21 protein-coding genes and 1 riboswitch are annotated in these 15,762 nt (G+C 51.0%); of the genes, 12 read left to right on the top strand and 9 right to left on the bottom strand.

What is annotated here, in order from left to right:
* Nucleotides 1-75: 75 nt before the first annotated feature.
* Genes thiE through thiF form a run of 5 tightly spaced genes read right to left on the bottom strand, consistent with a single transcriptional unit; the run spans nucleotide 76 to nucleotide 3,656 of the window.
* Nucleotides 76-702, bottom strand: coding sequence for a thiamine phosphate synthase (gene thiE / locus ACZ5PT_RS13085; protein WP_464263473.1), 627 nt, complete (start codon nucleotides 700-702; stop codon nucleotides 76-78).
* Complete coding sequence (thiH, locus tag ACZ5PT_RS13090; protein WP_464263474.1) at nucleotides 702-1,826, bottom strand: 2-iminoacetate synthase ThiH; 1,125 nt, start codon at nucleotides 1,824-1,826, stop codon at nucleotides 702-704. The genes thiE and thiH overlap by 1 nt, the downstream gene beginning before the upstream one ends.
* The gene (locus ACZ5PT_RS13095; RefSeq protein WP_464263475.1) at nucleotides 1,826-2,599 is read right to left on the bottom strand and encodes a thiazole synthase; all 774 of its coding nucleotides are present in this window, start codon (nucleotides 2,597-2,599) and stop codon (nucleotides 1,826-1,828) included. Before ACZ5PT_RS13095 ends, thiH begins: the two co-directional genes overlap by 1 nt.
* A 33-nt stretch (nucleotides 2,600-2,632) precedes the next feature.
* Nucleotides 2,633-2,833, bottom strand: coding sequence for a sulfur carrier protein ThiS (gene thiS, locus ACZ5PT_RS13100; protein ID WP_464263476.1), 201 nt, complete (start codon nucleotides 2,831-2,833; stop codon nucleotides 2,633-2,635).
* Nucleotides 2,834-2,849: 16 nt separating this feature from the next.
* Complete coding sequence (gene thiF / locus ACZ5PT_RS13105; RefSeq protein WP_464263477.1) at nucleotides 2,850-3,656, bottom strand: sulfur carrier protein ThiS adenylyltransferase ThiF; 807 nt, start codon at nucleotides 3,654-3,656, stop codon at nucleotides 2,850-2,852.
* A 61-nt stretch (nucleotides 3,657-3,717) separates the two neighbouring features.
* Nucleotides 3,718-3,824, bottom strand: a riboswitch (TPP riboswitch).
* Nucleotides 3,825-3,982: 158 nt separating this feature from the next.
* On the opposite strand from thiF, the gene ACZ5PT_RS13110 reads away from it, so the two are divergent.
* The 9 genes from ACZ5PT_RS13110 to ACZ5PT_RS13150 all read left to right on the top strand — a co-directional run bounded on the left by ACZ5PT_RS13110 (nucleotide 3,983) and on the right by ACZ5PT_RS13150 (nucleotide 10,786).
* Nucleotides 3,983-4,303, top strand: a complete 321-nt coding sequence (locus ACZ5PT_RS13110) for a hypothetical protein (protein ID WP_464263478.1) — start codon at nucleotides 3,983-3,985, stop codon at nucleotides 4,301-4,303.
* Nucleotides 4,304-4,508: 205 nt separating this feature from the next.
* Complete coding sequence (locus ACZ5PT_RS13115; protein WP_464263479.1) at nucleotides 4,509-5,390, top strand: AAA family ATPase; 882 nt, start codon at nucleotides 4,509-4,511, stop codon at nucleotides 5,388-5,390.
* A gap of 8 nt (nucleotides 5,391-5,398) precedes the next feature.
* Nucleotides 5,399-5,791 (top strand): FmdE family protein, encoded by a 393-nt coding sequence (locus ACZ5PT_RS13120; protein WP_464263480.1) that lies wholly within the window; start codon nucleotides 5,399-5,401, stop codon nucleotides 5,789-5,791.
* On the top strand, nucleotides 5,791-6,747 hold the full coding sequence (locus ACZ5PT_RS13125) for a permease (RefSeq protein ID WP_464263481.1): 957 nt from the start codon (nucleotides 5,791-5,793) through the stop codon (nucleotides 6,745-6,747). Before ACZ5PT_RS13120 ends, ACZ5PT_RS13125 begins: the two co-directional genes overlap by 1 nt.
* A gap of 24 nt (nucleotides 6,748-6,771) precedes the next feature.
* Nucleotides 6,772-7,617, top strand: coding sequence for a right-handed parallel beta-helix repeat-containing protein (locus ACZ5PT_RS13130; RefSeq protein WP_464263482.1), 846 nt, complete (start codon nucleotides 6,772-6,774; stop codon nucleotides 7,615-7,617).
* Nucleotides 7,618-7,809: 192 nt separating this feature from the next.
* Entirely contained in the window at nucleotides 7,810-9,147 is a 1,338-nt protein-coding gene (locus tag ACZ5PT_RS13135) for a right-handed parallel beta-helix repeat-containing protein (RefSeq protein ID WP_464263483.1), read from the top strand.
* Between the two features lie 17 nt (nucleotides 9,148-9,164).
* Complete coding sequence (locus ACZ5PT_RS13140; RefSeq protein ID WP_464263484.1) at nucleotides 9,165-9,473, top strand: DUF3467 domain-containing protein; 309 nt, start codon at nucleotides 9,165-9,167, stop codon at nucleotides 9,471-9,473.
* A gap of 45 nt (nucleotides 9,474-9,518) precedes the next feature.
* Entirely contained in the window at nucleotides 9,519-10,118 is a 600-nt protein-coding gene (locus tag ACZ5PT_RS13145) for a glycine betaine ABC transporter substrate-binding protein (protein WP_464263485.1), read from the top strand.
* The gene (locus tag ACZ5PT_RS13150; protein ID WP_464263486.1) at nucleotides 10,115-10,786 is read left to right on the top strand and encodes a DUF3047 domain-containing protein; all 672 of its coding nucleotides are present in this window, start codon (nucleotides 10,115-10,117) and stop codon (nucleotides 10,784-10,786) included. Before ACZ5PT_RS13145 ends, ACZ5PT_RS13150 begins: the two co-directional genes overlap by 4 nt.
* Here ACZ5PT_RS13150 and ACZ5PT_RS13155 read toward each other — a convergent pair.
* The 4 genes from ACZ5PT_RS13155 to ACZ5PT_RS13170 all read right to left on the bottom strand — a co-directional run bounded on the left by ACZ5PT_RS13155 (nucleotide 10,783) and on the right by ACZ5PT_RS13170 (nucleotide 14,379).
* Complete coding sequence (locus ACZ5PT_RS13155; RefSeq protein WP_464263487.1) at nucleotides 10,783-11,709, bottom strand: diguanylate cyclase; 927 nt, start codon at nucleotides 11,707-11,709, stop codon at nucleotides 10,783-10,785. The two genes, ACZ5PT_RS13150 and ACZ5PT_RS13155, sit on opposite strands and share 4 nt — an antisense overlap.
* Before the next feature lie 74 nt (nucleotides 11,710-11,783).
* A complete protein-coding gene (gene hgcB, locus ACZ5PT_RS13160) occupies nucleotides 11,784-12,092 on the bottom strand; it encodes a mercury methylation ferredoxin HgcB (RefSeq protein WP_464263488.1) in 309 nt (102 codons plus the stop codon).
* 16 nt (nucleotides 12,093-12,108) lie between these two features.
* Entirely contained in the window at nucleotides 12,109-13,299 is a 1,191-nt protein-coding gene (gene hgcA, locus ACZ5PT_RS13165) for a mercury methylation corrinoid protein HgcA (RefSeq protein WP_464263489.1), read from the bottom strand.
* Nucleotides 13,300-13,320: 21 nt separating this feature from the next.
* Complete coding sequence (locus ACZ5PT_RS13170; protein WP_464263490.1) at nucleotides 13,321-14,379, bottom strand: 3-deoxy-7-phosphoheptulonate synthase; 1,059 nt, start codon at nucleotides 14,377-14,379, stop codon at nucleotides 13,321-13,323.
* Between the two features lie 193 nt (nucleotides 14,380-14,572).
* On the opposite strand from ACZ5PT_RS13170, the gene ACZ5PT_RS13175 reads away from it, so the two are divergent.
* From ACZ5PT_RS13175 to ACZ5PT_RS13185, 3 genes are read left to right on the top strand one after another with little or no spacing between them, the layout of a single operon-like run.
* A complete protein-coding gene (locus ACZ5PT_RS13175) occupies nucleotides 14,573-14,857 on the top strand; it encodes a YggT family protein (protein WP_464263491.1) in 285 nt (94 codons plus the stop codon).
* A 25-nt stretch (nucleotides 14,858-14,882) separates the two neighbouring features.
* Nucleotides 14,883-15,413 (top strand): DivIVA domain-containing protein, encoded by a 531-nt coding sequence (locus tag ACZ5PT_RS13180; RefSeq protein WP_464263492.1) that lies wholly within the window; start codon nucleotides 14,883-14,885, stop codon nucleotides 15,411-15,413.
* Nucleotides 15,413-15,721, top strand: coding sequence for a DUF167 domain-containing protein (locus ACZ5PT_RS13185; RefSeq protein ID WP_464263493.1), 309 nt, complete (start codon nucleotides 15,413-15,415; stop codon nucleotides 15,719-15,721). The genes ACZ5PT_RS13180 and ACZ5PT_RS13185 overlap by 1 nt, the downstream gene beginning before the upstream one ends.
* Nucleotides 15,722-15,762: the final 41 nt, after the last annotated feature.

Genomic DNA, 15,762 nt, shown 5'->3' on the forward strand with positions numbered 1-15,762 from the left:
CACCAGTTATAAAAAGGGAGACTGTCGGCCACCTTAATTCTAATCGAACCGGCCGGTATGACAACTGGTGGTGTTTTAGTTGTTTAGCTTTTCGAAGAATTTTTGGCAGGTAGCCGCCGGTGAATTGGCACACAAAAGGGCTGAAATCATAGCAATGCCATTTGCTCCGGCTTGCTTGACCGCAAGGGTGTTCTCTAGCTTAATCCCGCCTAGGGCGTAAACCGGAATCGTCCTTATGTTGCAGGCTTGGTGCAGCTTTTCAATTCCGACCGGATCGCCATAGGCCGCTTTGGAGGCTGTGTGAAAGACCGGGCCGAAGGTGGCAAAGTCGGCGCCCTGTTTGGCAGCGGTCAGAATCTCTTGTGGCGCATGGGTTGAAACGCCAATTAATTTGTCCGGGCCGAGCAGCCTGCGAACCGCTAGGGTCGGCAAAGAATGCCCACCGAGATGTACCCCGTCGGCTCCGACTGCCATTGCCAGGTCGACCCGGTCATTGATCAGCATGAGACAGTTGTGCTGGCGGGTGAGGGCGCGCAGTTTTATGGCCAGTGGGTAAAGTTCTGCCGCGGACAGGTCTTTTTCCCGCAATTGCAGCATCCGTACGCCGGCCTGCAAGAGCTCCTCGACAACGTCGAGGAATTGCCGGCCAGCGGTGATCTGCTGACGATCAGTGATCAGGTAGAGCGGGGGCAGGGCCGGCATCAGCTGGCTTGGTTGAGAAACGCGCTGTCCCAGTCCTTCCAGACCGGATCATAACCACGTGATTTCAATAGCTGTTCGATTTCTGCCGGGCTACGCTCATCGCTGATAGCAAACTGTTCACCATCGTGACTATCATCGCCATAACCGCCCGGAGAGGTGCAGGACCCGGCGCTCATCTGGGTGATCCCCAGCGGTAACAGATTGTCACGCAGGTCAGCGCTCTCACGGGTGGAGAGGACCATTCCGGCATCAGGTATCAACAGGCGCAGTGCGCAGATAAACTGGGTCAACTGACGATCGGAGACGATGCTGTTTGGCTGATAACCGCCTTCGGCAGGGCGCATCCGGGGAAAAGAAATGGTGACTTGGGTGCGCCAGAAACGTCGTGCCAGATAGAGAGCGTGCAGGCCGGTATAAAAGACATCGCTCAGGCACTCACCGAGGCCAAGCAACGAACCTATACCGATGCGCCGCATGCCTGCCTCACCGGCCCGCTCTGGAGCAGCCAGGCGGTAGCTGTAGTCACTCTTGGGCCCATAGGGGTGCAGATCCTTGTATAGCTCGACATTATAGGTTTCCTGGTAGAGGGTCAAACCATCAACCCCGGCGGCAACCATCCGCCGATAGCCATCCGTATCCATCGGGAAGACTTCGATCGAAACTGAGCCACACTCACTTTTGATGGTCTGGACCGCTTGTTCGAGAAAATCGATGCCGGCACTTTCCGGTGCTTCGCCGGTCAGCAGCAGCATATGGCGAAATCCTTGGCTGCGTAGGTATTTAGCCTCCCGTTCGATTTCCGCAGGCGACAGGGTTTTGCGCGGGAGATGGTTGTCCGCACTGAAACCACAATACTTGCAGCCGTTGTGACATTCATTCGACAGGTAGATCGGGGCGTAGAGCAGGATCGTGCGGCCGAAACGCTGACTGGTGGTCTGGTGGGCGCGGTTCGCCATCAGCTCCAGTTGTGTATCGGTTAGCTGTGGTGACAGCAGGCTGGCGAAATCCTCGATGCTCAGGCGCTGTCGACGCAGGGCCTGTTCAATCCGCTGCGGTGTCGCTTCTTTGATCAGCGGCAGGATTTTATTCTGCGGATAACTCTCTAGCTGTTGTTGAAAACTCATCACTCGTTCCTTAAAAAGCCGGTCAGTGGGCTGGAGGCTTCGGCTTTTTGTCGCTGTGGGCCGAGTCCTGCCAGATAGGCCTCGCGGCCAGCTTCGACCCCTTTGCAAAATGCGCGACCCATGGCTGCCGGATCAGGAGTGTCTGCCAGTGCCGTATTGACCAGCACCGCATCGGCGCCCATTTCCATCGCCTCTGCAGCATGGGATGGTGCGCCAAGGCCGGCGTCGACAATGACCGGGATATTCGCCTGTTCGATGATAATGGCAATAAGGTCTTTGGTGCGCAGGCCACGGTTGGTCCCGATCGGAGCACCGAGCGGCATGACAGTCGCGGTTCCGACCTCTTCTAAGCGCTTTGCCAGGACTGGATCAGCCGGCATGTAGGGCAGCACAATAAAGCCCTCTTTAACCAAAACTTCTGCTGCTTTTAAGGTTTCGATCGGGTCGGGCAGCAGATAATAGGGGTCGGGGGTTACTTCCAGCTTGATCCAGGGCTCGCAACCGGCGGCCCGTGCCATGCGCGCCAGGCGGATCGCTTCTTCAGCATCGCGGGCTCCGCTGGTATTTGGCAGCAGCAGGTAGCGATCTCGATCGATATGCGAGAGCAGTGAATCTTCGGGATTATCGATGTCGACCCGGCGCAGGGCAACGGTGACGATTTCGCTGCCGGAGTTTTCCATGGCTGCAACCATCGCCTGGTTGGAGGCGAATTTTCCGGTTCCGACCATCAGTCGCGAATTAAATGCCCGGCCCGCAATGATTAATTGATCCATAATATTTATCCTGTCAGGAGTATGATTGATTGCTCAGCCGCCACCAACAAACTGGATTGCCTCGAGGCAATCGCCGTCGTTGAGTAAGGTGTCAGCATGTAAATCTTGGGTCAGAATCACCCGGTTCAATTCGACGACAACCCGCTCCGACTCCAATTGCAGTTGTTCTAGGAGTTGGCTGACTGTCAGTTGTTGCGAAAAATCACGGGGCTGGCCATTTATTGTCAATTGCATTTTACTGTCCTTGGGTTTATTCCGGAACTTCTCCGAGCAGCAAGCGTAAGACCGCATTCGCCTGGTGGTGCGCGGCGATGCCGACCCTTGGTGCCATCAGTCCACACCCCGCTTGTGCTGCGGTAGTGCCATCACCGCAGAGGTAAAAGCTGTCGGTGATTTTACGCGTGCGGATGCTGTTGGAGGCTGCATAGCCCGCCATTCCCGATGCCGTTACCAGTGGGACATTCGGGAAGTTGCGGAGGAAATTACTGGTCAGCATGGCTTTCTGGTTAGCGGCGTCGAAGGCTTCAACCATGACATTGACCTGACTGAAGACCTCTTGCAGATTGTCTGCGGTAATTCGTTGGTGCAGTGCCTCAATTTTGACGCCCGGATTTATCCGCGCCAGGGTGTCTTTAAGGGCGGTAACTTTCGGCTGCCCGATTTGATCGATAAAGTACTGTTGACGGTTCAGGTTTGAAGGTTCCACCAGGTCAAAATCAGCGATAATCAACTGCCCGACACCGATGCGCGCCAAGGCGATGGCGATATTCGAACCGAGTCCACCGGCTCCGGCAATCCCGACACAGCTGTTCTTGATCTTTGCATGTACGCCAGGAGTATGGCGAGCCATCATCAAGTGTTCCAACTCTTCTGCGGTTGGTTGCTCGCCACGTTGAATCAGGACAACCCGATCTCCCTCGCTAAGTCGTTGATCTGTGTTGGTCGGGAAACCATTAACAATGACAAGGTCGGCAGCGGGCTTATGCCGATCGCGCAGCTCAAACAGGCCTACGTCGGGCTCGATCTCTATTGTTTGTTCGTTGAGGTATATCAGCATAAAAAACAACTATAAAAATAAAAAAAGCCACCCATGGGCGGCCACCAGCATCAGCTTGATGCGGTAAACAACAGCCACTTCCCTACGCCGGTATCAACCGGATCAGGTTCCAAGGGTCATTCTGTTTACACAGAACTCTCAGTAACGACGACTCCCCTAGGGCTTTACAATAATTCGTTTTTCGAAACTAGCAGTCAGGGGAACGAAAAGTCAATATTTTTGCGATAATTTCGGCCGTTCAGTGATTGATCTTTTGTCCGAGTTTGCTTAGGATGGCAAGCCCTCCTCTTTGGGGGAGAGAGATTTATTCTAGAAAGGGAAATAGTATGTCGATATCTGAACGTTACCGTCAGGTACTGGAGCACATAGAGACAGAGGCGGATCGCTTGTACGAGGTTTTGCCGGAATCGACTGCCAATGCTTTGCGCTTGGTTGATGTTACGGTAGAAGAAATGCAGGATCTTCTCGAAACGGTTGGTGAGATCCCGCAGTTTCAGTTGGAGGCCAAACTCTCTCCGGTGTTGTTGACCTGCCATGGTTGCCTTGATCGAGCCAGGGTGATGCTCGAGGGGGATGGTCACGAAAAAGAGGCTGCCAGTGTTTGGGAGATGGAACAGCTGCTGTATCGTCTGTTGAATGACCTCTAGTTTGTCATTTTTCTGCAATTACAAAGGCGTCCAGATGGGCGCCTTTGTTGTTTCGGGAAGCCATCAATGGAAAGTTTTCCGCGCGGCTTTCTCTTCTCGCTTTGCTGGCATGTTCATTGCTAAAATTACTACCGGTTAGAATATCTATTCCTCCGATTCGCGATCTCTTGGCTGCGGTCGATTTCCACTGGAGTAACAATTTACTATGCACAAGAAATTGGAAAATATTTTTTATGAGGTCCGTGAACCGGTTCTCGATTGGGACGATATCGGCGGGTTTGCAGAAGTAAAAGAGATTCTCAAGGAGATGGTTTGCCTGCCGTTGCAGAAGCCGGAGATGATTAAGCAGCACCAGCTCGGGATTCCCGCCGGGGTGATGATGTGGGGGCCTTTGGGCGTCGGCATCACCATGCTTGCAGAAGCCTGTGCCAAGGAAGCCGGAGCCTCATTTGTTTACATCAGTGGGCAGGAGATGCTCGGCAAAGGCGAAGATCTGATTGAGGCTTTCGATACGGCCATTCACGAAGCCCCCTGTGTGTTGTTTATTTCCGATTGCGAATGGTTGGCGCCGCGGGTCGGCTGTAATTACGAGTGGGATACCGGCAACTTGCGCGGTATCCCTCCGACCTTTGCAACCAAGGAATTGAACCATTTGTTTGTCGAACAGATCGACCGGATTAACCAGGTCGAGAACGTTATGCTGGTCGGTTCCTGTTATCGTATCGATACAGTTGATCAGGCGATTATCAAGGAAAAAAAGCGTTTTAATCGCAAGGTTTTTGTTCCTCCGCCACGGACCAATGATCGGCGTGAAATGCTTGATATCTACATGGATATGATGCCGAACATGGCTGCTGATGTCGATCGTCAGCAGCTCGCTGAAATGACCGAAGGTTACGTTGGTTGGGACGCTGAGAGTCTCTGTAAACGGGCGACGATCAATGCGATTAAAGAGGATGCCCCACAAGTGACCATGGCGCATTTTCTCAAATCACTCAAGGAAGTCCGTTACTGGTTGACTCCTGACATGACCCGCGTCTATCACGAAATCTACAATAATGACTGTCCGCACCATTACGCGTTTTAGGTTCTCATGTGAGCGTGATTGATCTCTATGAGCAGCTTGCAAAACGCCATGGCCATTACTGTCCGATGAGTACGCTGGGCCTGCGCCTCGGTCTTGAGATGGTGCGTCGCTTGAGTGCCGCTGAGCACGGTACTTGGCAGCTTTGTTATCAGATGCGGACCTGTGCTGCCGATGGTATTGCGATGGCGCTGGAAAATAGTTTACTGACAGCGGAGCTGCAAGTTGACCCACAGGGACAGCATTTGCTCCTTTGTGCTGCTGATGATGGCAGAGAGCTGTCACTTGGGCTTTCTGCTGAAGCGCTGCTGTTGGCCGGTCGTTACCGAGCACTCAGTGATGAGGAAAAGCCGCAGCACTTAGAGCTGTTGCGGCATATCGCCGTCGAACGGATCATCGACTGATGCAGGATTCAATTTTCATTCAAATTCTGAGTGTCATCCAGGAAGAAATCCTACAGATGTGGTGGTTCTTCCTGTTGTCGATTCTTTTGGTCGGCATCATCAAGGGCTACAAGCTTGACCTACGCATCCGTGACTCGATCAATCGGGCTGGCTTTTGGGGAATTCCCCTCGCTGTTATGGTCGGCATGGTCTCGCCGCTGTGTGCTTGCGGTATCTTGCCGGTGGTGATTTCTCTGGCGATGATGGGCACGCCGCTGGCGCCGCTGATGGCCTTATTGGTCACCTCGCCGGTGATGGGCCCGGATGCGCTACTGCTGACCTATCGCGGCTTGGGTGGCGACTGGGCGCTAATGAAACTTGTTGGTGCTGCAGTCCTCGGGCTTTCATCGGGGATGTTAGTGCTCTGGTTGCAGAAGGTCGGCTACCTGACCGCTGATATGGTGCGACTGCAACCGATCTATAAAGAGGATGGCACTCTGGCTCCAGCGGCGGAAATTGGTGCCGCACAGGGGATCAAAATCAAGCGGATGCAGGTTGTGCCTCGTGATAGCCGCTTGCGTTTTATTTTTGATCGCACTCTGGATGCTGGCCTGTTTGTCGGTAAGTTTTTGCTGCTGGCCATTATTCTCGAAGCAATAATTGTCACGCTGGTGCCGGTTTCCTGGATTACCTTTCTGGTTGGCCAGCAGAGTGTTCAGTCCTTGTTCACCGCGGCTTTGATCGGGCTGCCGCTGCCGACGAATCAGATTCCGATTATCCCGATTCTGGCCGGTTTGCTAGAACGAGGTATTGATAATGGTGCCGCCTTAACCCTGCTGCTGGCCGGACCGGTGACCAGCCTACCGGCCATGTTCGCTCTTTGGGCCATGTTCCAGAAGCGGTTGGTGATGGTATTTGTTGCTCATTCCTTGTTGGTTTCTATTTTGCTCGGTTGGTTCCTGCAGTTGGCTCTGTAGTCTTTCTTTGTATTGGAGTGCATGGTGAAATTGTCTTTCTCGGCACTACTGCTGGCGCTTGTTCTCTTATCTTCCTGTGCGCAACTTTCTCCTGTTGAACCGCTACGTTTGCGGAATATTGTTATTGAAGAAGATACGCTGTGGCAGGGTTCGATTCTGATCGATGGGCGGGTCGAAGTGTTGCGCACCGCGATCCTGACCATTGCTCCGGGAACCGACATCTCTTTTGTTTATCATGATGGAAATCGCGATGGATTGGGCGATGGAACCCTGGTTGTCAAAGGTGAGCTGATCGCCATCGGAACCAAGCAGCAGCCGATCCGCTTCCGCAGCGCCAAGCAGAATCCGCAACCGGGGGACTGGCTGGAAATAGCGGTCGATTTTTCCAAGCAGGCCCATTTTCGTTACTGTGAAATCCGCGATTCAGCTTACACACTGCATGCCCACTTTACCCGGGGAATCGTCGAGGATAGTCATATCCATCACAATATCGACGGCTGTCGCATTGGGCAGGCCAATTTCGTTTTACGCCATAATCTGATTGAGAATAATACTGGTAAAGGGGTCAATTTCCGAAATTCGCAGGTGCAGGTGAAAAAAAATCTGATTCGGAACAATGGCGCCGGGATTTTCCTGTTCGAAAACGATCAGCCGTTTAAGATTAGCGGAAATAATATCGTCGATAATCAATATCAGTTACGGCTCGGTGACTTTTATACCGCAGATGTCAGTTTGCAGGGCAATTGGTGGGGAAGTACAGATTTGGGAGCTATTCGCGAGGCAATTTATGATCATCGCGTCGACGCAGAAATAGGCGCGGTGACTTTTGCGCCGCTGGCTATTGAAGTCCCCGATGCCGGTCCGCGCTGATCCATCAGCTTAGACAATCATTTCTTCGGGTTGAGGTGGAGATTTTGCTGGACACATTTTTGCATCATTTACTGCGAGGCAATCGGGGATATGATCGCGGTCTGGTTGTTCTGTTGGTTGTAACGCTGGGTTGTTGTTGTTTTTGTCAGTAGCTTGGCTGTAAAGACAGTTTTTTGCCAGAATGGGTGGGTTTTGGATACGGTTGCAAGTAAGGTAGTATTTTTCTTCCTGAGTGTTTTGTTTCTGTTGGTTGGTCCTGTCGGGGCGGATAATCAGTCTCCTTTGGTGATTGGTGCGGATCAGCGGTGGCAGGGAACCATCGATCTTAGTCAGCCGATTCTTGTTGCTGCCGGCGCAAAATTGTCGATTGCCCCCGGTACTCGGATTGTTGTTAGCGAAAAGCACTTCTCTATCCGGGTTGAAGGCAATCTGCAGGCACTCGGTAGCGCTGCGCAGCCGATTGAGTTTGTCACGCCTGAGGGATGGTTGGGGATAGAGCTACATCAGTCTGCTGAAATGAATCGCTTTGAGCATGTTCGGATTGCTGCTGCGGCGATTGGGCTGAGCAGTTCTCTGAGTCGTTTTGAAGTGCGAGAGAGTCAGTTTATTAACTGCGGTACGGCGATCAAGTTGCACCGGCAGTCGACTCCGTTGGTTGAAAACAGCCAATTCAGCGATAACCAGCTGGCCATCGATATTGGGATGCGCTCGCAGGTGGTGTTGCGGGGCAATCGGTTTCTCGGTAATGCCACGGCAGTCATGGCGAGTCATAACAGCTCCGGCGAGTTGACAGGGAATCATTTTGCTGAAAATCAGCAGGGGATTTACCTTCGGCATCTCTTTGCTGGGCGTGTCAGTGGTAATATTTTTGAACAGAATTCTGCGGCGCTCCTCTGCGATCAAACCATGTCGAGCCCGCTGATCGAGAGCAATCAGTTTGTTGGTAATCAGCAGGGCGTCGTCTGTTTGCTGGCATCCAAGCCGCAATTGCGGCGTAATGTCTTTCGCCAGAACCAGCAGGCACTGGTGAACAATCAACTCGGTAGCCCGCATGTCGAGCAGAATTTATTTCTGCACAATGCGCTTGCTATCAAAAACGAGCGGCGCGCGGCGCCACTGATTGAGCGAAATCAGTTCGAGAACAATGAGCTTGCTCTGTTTTGTGATTATCTGTCCTACCCGACGGTCAAGCAGAACAACTTTACCGGGAACCGTTTGGCCGTTAAATTGGGGGATCATCAGAGTGCGGCGATGGAGGAGCAGGGGGCCAGTAGTGAGCAAATGCAGAAGTTTCTTGCTGACTCTGGACGCTCAGGTAAGATGGCGGTCCTCGCTCCGGTCAGCGGTGTGGTTGATGTCAGGCATAATTGGTGGGGGATGGAGTTGAAAGCAGCGGCTCCGAAGATGTTTTCTGCCCGTCGACAGAACAAGTGGGTGCTTGATGATACGACTGGCGCACGTTATCTTCGTGACCAGATCGATTTTTCTCCGTGGTTGCAACAACCGGTTGCCGATGCGGGGATAAACTAATTTTTTGGAGATTTGAAATGGATAAAAAGGCCGAACAGGAGTTGAAGGTAGAAATTCAAATTGATGACGATGTCGCTGCCGGTCAATATATCAATATGGCTGTTGTTAATCACAATGACAGCGAGTTTGTGCTCGACTGTATTTATGTTCAGCCACAAGCACCAAAAGCCAAGGTTCGGGCACGTCTTATTACTTCACCGCGGCACGCAAAACGGTTGTTGCAGGCGTTACAGAATAATGTCAGTAATTATGAAAATCGCTATGGCACCATTGTTCTTGAAGAGGTTAAACCACCCCAGGTTGAGACTGATAAGCCGATCCATTAAATCTTCTGCTTTTGGTTGAAACTTAGATTTGGGAAGGAATGAAAAATGTCCCTTTTGTGTAAAAGAAATATTTCTCTGTTGTTGCTGCTGGTCTTTTTACTGCTGCCGCTGGCCGCGTTTGCTTGTGTCGGTAAAACCCTGGTAATCGGTTCCACCGGCGGAGCCCAGCAGGATCTATTGGCAAATATGCTTGCGCAATTGATTACCGAAAGAACCGGCACGTCGGTAAAGCTTGTGATCCTTGGGTCCAGTCCTGAAGCGCATCAGGCGCTCCTGAAGGACGATCTGGATATCTATGTTGAATATACTGGCGTTGGGCAGGTGCAGATTCTTGGTGACGAGCCGTTGCAGGATGCAGAGCAACTCTATCAGGCGGTCAAGAAGCGTTACAACGAGGAGTTGAACTTGATCTGGCTGAAACCGCTCGGTTTTGAAGCGAGCCTGCAGGGTTTTGAATTGCCAACTCAGGCGGTTCCCGTGGCCCGCAAAGATACTCTGAAAAAATTCCCGGCTCTCGCGCGCTTAATCAATAAACTGGGTGGGAAAATAGATGCGGAGACTATCGCTGGTCTGGAGGCGCAGGTTGCAGCGCAGGGGGCCAAGGATGTTGCTCGGACCTTTCTTAAGCAGAATCGTCTGATTTGAACCGCCTGATGGTTTTTAGTGGCCTGCGAATATCGCTGCTGTTGTTGTTCCTTGTTATCAGCTGCATCGATTCGGCAGGAGCCGCTGAAACTTTTTTGATCGATGACTTCGCCACCGATCTGTCTCGATGGAAGGAAGAGGTTTTTAACGGAAAGAACGATTATCGGTTGGTGGAAGATGAAACCGGGAATCAGGTTTTGCGCGCCTATAGTCAGCGCAGCGCTTCCGCATTAATTCAGCATCTGGATATCGATCCGAACCTATCCCCACGTTTGAGTTGGCGCTGGAAAATTACTCAGACGGTTAAATCCGGTAATGCCAGAGTCAAAGAAAAAGATGACTATGCTGCGCGGATCTATGTGATTTTCCCCCATTGGTTTAAGCCACTATCCCGTTCTATTAATTATATTTGGGCAAATAAACTCAAGCTTGAGGAAGTCGTGCCGAGTACTTATTTTCAACGTTCGGTTATGCTGGCGGTTGAATCAGGCAATGGTAGGGCAGGGCAGTGGGTGCAGGAAGAACGAAATCTGGTCGAAGATTATCGCCGGCTGTTTGGTGAAGATCCGCCACCGGTTGGTGGCATCGCCATTATGACTGATACTGATGATACCGGGGAGGAAGCGCTGGCCTGGTACGATGATTTAGAGCTACGGATAAATGACTAGTTGGATATCTCTCTGTCTTTTACCTGGTTGCGGCCAGAATTCTTTGCTTCATACAGGGCATCATCGGCACATCTGATAATCTCGTCAATTGACCCTTCAAACGTCCCATCGTAGGCAGCGACGCCAAAACTCATGGTGAGTTTATAGTTCTTCATCAGTGGAGGGAATTTCATTTGTTCGGCCTGCTGACGAATCCGTTCAGCAACTTCAGTGGCCGCCTCAAGGTCCGTCTCCGGCAATACCAGGCAAAATTCCTCGCCACCATAGCGGGCCGCTAAATCATAGGTTCTTAGCTGTTGTTGGAGAAGATCGGCAACCTTTGTCAGCACTTCATCGCCGACCTGATGCCCGAATCTGTCGTTAACCTGTTTGAAATGATCGATGTCGGTCATTATCAGGGCAATCGGATTGGTGCTGCGAAAGCAACGATTGAGTTCGATTTCAAGCTTTTCATACAGGTGACGCCGGTTGTAGAGACGGGTCAGTGGGTCGGTCTGGGCGAGCTCCATAAGCAGTTGATTGCTGCGACGCAGCTCATCCTGCAGGGTTTTGATCTGCATATGGACACGTATTCTGGCAACCATTTCTTCGGGTTCGAACGGTTTGGTGATGTAGTCACTGGCCCCTGATTCGAGGCCGCGAACCTTGGTGCTCAGGTCGCCGTGGCTGGTGAGCATAATAACTGGCTTTTCGCGCAAGTCCTCGCGGGACTGCAGCATGGCGAGGAATTTAAGGCCATCGATACCGGGCATCTCGATGTCGCAGAGGATCAGGTCGACATCATTATTAACCAAAAGTTTGAAACCTTCTATGCCATCGGCAGCTTGCAGCGTTTTAGCAAATATTTTGCCGTCGGCAAACATCTGCGTCACCTGAGTGCGGATTGCTTTGGAATCATCAATTATAAGGAGGGTTTGATTCATTGAGGGCCCATATGAGAGTTTAGCTAACTCTAATATTCGTATGTGCTAAAGTAAAGCCTTATTTTGTTAATTTGCTAACAACAGTTAGAACCGCTGTCACAATCACAGCTCGGTTCATTACCCGTTAGCCAACTATAAATGATTGCACTGGCACAGCCAACCCCGGCTTCAACGCTTATCGCCGCAACGGGACAGTTTTTGCTGCAGGCACCACATTCTATGCATAGGTCCTGTGCAACTATCTGAGCTTTTTTATCTGCAACGACAAAAACCCGATGTGGGCAAACAACTTCACAGGCTCCACAGCCGATGCATTTATCAACAAAAAGCTCCAATGTTGTGACGTCTTGCAAGTAGGTCAGTCCGCTGTTTATCATAGTCATTGTCGCGTTCCGTAGCTCAAAATGCTGCTCCGATCCATACCAGACCGGCGATCAGAACAGCCAAGGCCTGGCAGGGGATCGCAATCCTCATCTCTTTTTCTACCCCGGAAGGGGAGGTGAAGGTTGTCGAACCGGTAAAATTCATCGCTGTGTATGAAGAGATGGCAATCACCAAGAGATAAAGACAGATCAGGCCCGCAGTCCCAGCTGTCTGATAAGGACCAAGTGCTAAAATTGTCGCTGTAATGAGTCCGAGTAATGCACCTTTAGAGGTAAATGCTCGGGTTGGTAACCAGGGCAGCAGAACTGGTGTCAGGACGCAACCGGTCACTACGCCGGTAAGTCCGGCTGCAACAGCGGCGATTCCTCTGTGCCATGCCGCAGAAAAGGAGAAAATATTTGCGCCGATACCGCTGAGAACGAAAATCAGCAGAATAGAGGTCAGGATCGGTTTGTAGAGCATCGTCACTTCAACCGGAGCCAGAATCAACCGCTCCCATAGATTGAACGAGACTTTTCGCATCTCTTGTGTTGCCTGCATCCCCGCTGCCATGAATGGTTTCAGGTCGGTGGCTCGAACGGGTCCGTAGGTCACTGTAAAACCAGTTTCTTGTTTTATCTTGTAGCCAGCAACCCCGGGTGCACCCAATTGCGGAATAATGATTTGTCGATGGCTGACTAATTGGTCAACGTTGGTCTGTTTGCAGCGGGAGATGATTTCATCCGTTCCGAAGGTCCCTTTACCGGCTGCGCACCAGACGTTAACGCCTTTGGTATCGATGACTAGTAGCCAGACATGTTCACCGGAAAGTGCGGCCCGCAAACAATCGAAACTGAGTTTGTAGTTGGCTGAGACCAGGAGCGGTGATTTATCATCCGGCTGTCCGACGGCGTAGATGCCAGGGGTTACACGGTAATGATCACGGCCGATTCCCCAGCGCATTGCCCAGCGACCACGCCGATCGGCCCAGGTTAGCGAGGTGCTGACTTGCGGGACAGTTCCGATAGGTGTGTTCAGCCAGTCACTCACCCATGGATAGATACTGTGCCCTGCAAATTCCGGTTTGTTTGTGGCTGGTGAACAGCATGCTTCAGTTGTAGCCTGCGGACCGCAGCAGTTTCCCTTGCCTGTTTGAGCCGGGTCGCAGCTCTCCTGTTTAGCCGCAGCTTGCTTGTCCGTTGAATTTTCAGCACAACAATTATTCATGACCGTTTCTTATCTCTGTGCTCAGGAATTGCCATTTGCGGAGAGGCTTTGGAATGTCCTCATCAACATTTTTTCAGTGGTTTGCCAGTCGATACATTTATCCGTTACCGAAACTCCGTATTGCATGTCTTCGAGATTCTCCGCGATACTCTGGTTGCCAGCGTTCAGGTTGCTCTCGATCATCACGCTATTGATTGCCGTAGTGCCAGTTAAAATCTGCTTGACGATATCGTCGAGGACTTCTCCTTGTCGCTCATGATCTTTGTTTGAATTTGCATGGCTGCAATCGACCATAATCGAAGGGGGCAGGTTGTTCTTTTTTAAGAGCTCGATGGTTTCATCAATATCTGTTGGCGAATAGTTGGGACCGTCGTTACCACCGCGTAGCACAATGTGGATGTCTGGATTGCCGGTCGTTTCAACGATAGAACTCCGCCCTTCGTAGTTTATCCCCAAGAAGCTGTGCGATCTGCAGGCTGCTGCCATCGCGTCAGTGGCAATTTTCAGGCAGCCATCGGTACCGTTTTTAAAACCGACAGGGAAGGATAACCCGCTGGCCATTTCACGGTGGGTTTGTGACTCGGTTGTTCGGGCTCCAATTGCCCCCCAGCTGATCATGTCCGAAAGGTAGTGTGGGGTAATTGGGTCGAGCATCTCGCTGGCGATCGGCAAACGGAGCTTGGTGATCGCATTGAAAAGCTGGCGCGCAATCCCCAAACCTTTGGAAATGCTGTGCGTACCGTCCATGTCCGGATCGTTGACCAGGCCTTTCCAGCCGACTGTGGTGCGTGGTTTCTCGAAATAAACGCGCATTACGATAAATAAAGTATCTTTAACGGTAACCGCTAGTTTAGCTAACCGTTGGGCGTATTCCATTGCCGCTTGCGGATCATGAATGGAACAGGGGCCGACGACAACCAACAGCCGTTTGTCCTCGCCGTGTAGGATCGATTTAATCGTATTGCGCGAGTCGTTGACGAATGCGGCATCTTCAATACTCAACGGAAAAACTTGTTTGAGATCTGCCGGAGCAATAATCGGTGTGACTTCACGAACGTTCAGGTTATTGGTTTGGACCATGCTTTCCTCACATTTTATTTAAGAATTACAGAATATTTCAAAACCGTTACAATCTATCTGTTTTTGCAATTAAAGTCAAAATTACCACTTGCTTGAAAAGCCCTCTAATCGTTTGACAGTAATTCACAGTTTCTGTATAAGTTCAGAGAATTACGCTATTTTTGTTACTGGATGTAGAGGAAAGGTGTTTTGTATGGACTTTATTATAGTTGCGCTTGCCAGAATTCTTGATCTGGCTTTTAATATTTACATTTTTATTGTCATTGCTCGAGCATTGATCTCCTGGGTTAGCCCGGATCCGTATAATCCGATCGTTCGTTTTTTGCACAATGCGACCGATCCGGTTCTTTACCGTTTGCGTAATCTGATCCCGTTTTTACGTGCTGGAACCTTTGATTTTTCGCCTATTGTGTTGCTGTTGCTGCTGTCTGTCGTACAGCAATTTGTTGTCGGTTTTCTCATGCAGATAGCGTATTAACTTCTCAAGTTGAGGCTTAAATCCCATGCGGATTACCCCGATTGAAATCCAGCAACACCAGTTTAAGACACGCCTGTTCGGATATGATACGGCCGCCGTCGATCATTTTTTGGAAATGCTTGCCGATGAGCTCGAGCGGATGCACAAGCAGAACAATGAGCTGAAAGAGACCCTCGCTAGAACGCGGACCTCATTGGAGCAATTACGTGACCGGGAAAAGGCGCTGCAGGAAACTTTGATGACTGCGCAACAGGTGACAGTAGAACTAAAGAATAACGCCCGTAAAGAAGCGGAAATAATGGTTGCGGAAGCCCATCTGGAGGGGGAACAGGTGGTCAGGGATGCAACTGATCGCCGTGTGCAGTTGGTCAATGAAATACAACAGCTCAAACGGCAGAAAGTTTCTTTCGAAACCGGCTTGCGTGCGCTGATTGATGGTCATTTGAAACTGCTGGATATGGATATCCTGCAGATCGAAGAGGATGATCGGCAAGCCGGATTTCTCCAACAACCGATGATTGCCGGGCAGATTGAAGACGAAGTAGATCAATCCTGATGTATCCCTGCCTTAGTGAAACCCCCGCTGGGGTCATCCTGCGGGTACAGGTGCAGCCTCGCTCGAGTCGCAACAAAATAGTCGGTCTGCAGGGAGACGCCCTGAAAATTAAATTGACATCGCCTCCGGTCGAAGGTGCTGCCAATAAGGCGTGCTGTGAATATCTGGCAAAACTGTTCGGTATCGCCAAGGGCGCGGTTGAATTGATTTCCGGAGACAAATCACGGCAGAAGAGAGTTTTGCTCAACGGACTGGATGTGCAAAGCGTTTCTGCTGTTTTGGATGCGTACATTGAGGTCATATCTTGACATTGATAGCTGCTCCAATTTAATATCTGTCCTCATTTTAA

The sequence above is a fragment of the Desulfuromusa ferrireducens genome (genome assembly GCF_055389805.1).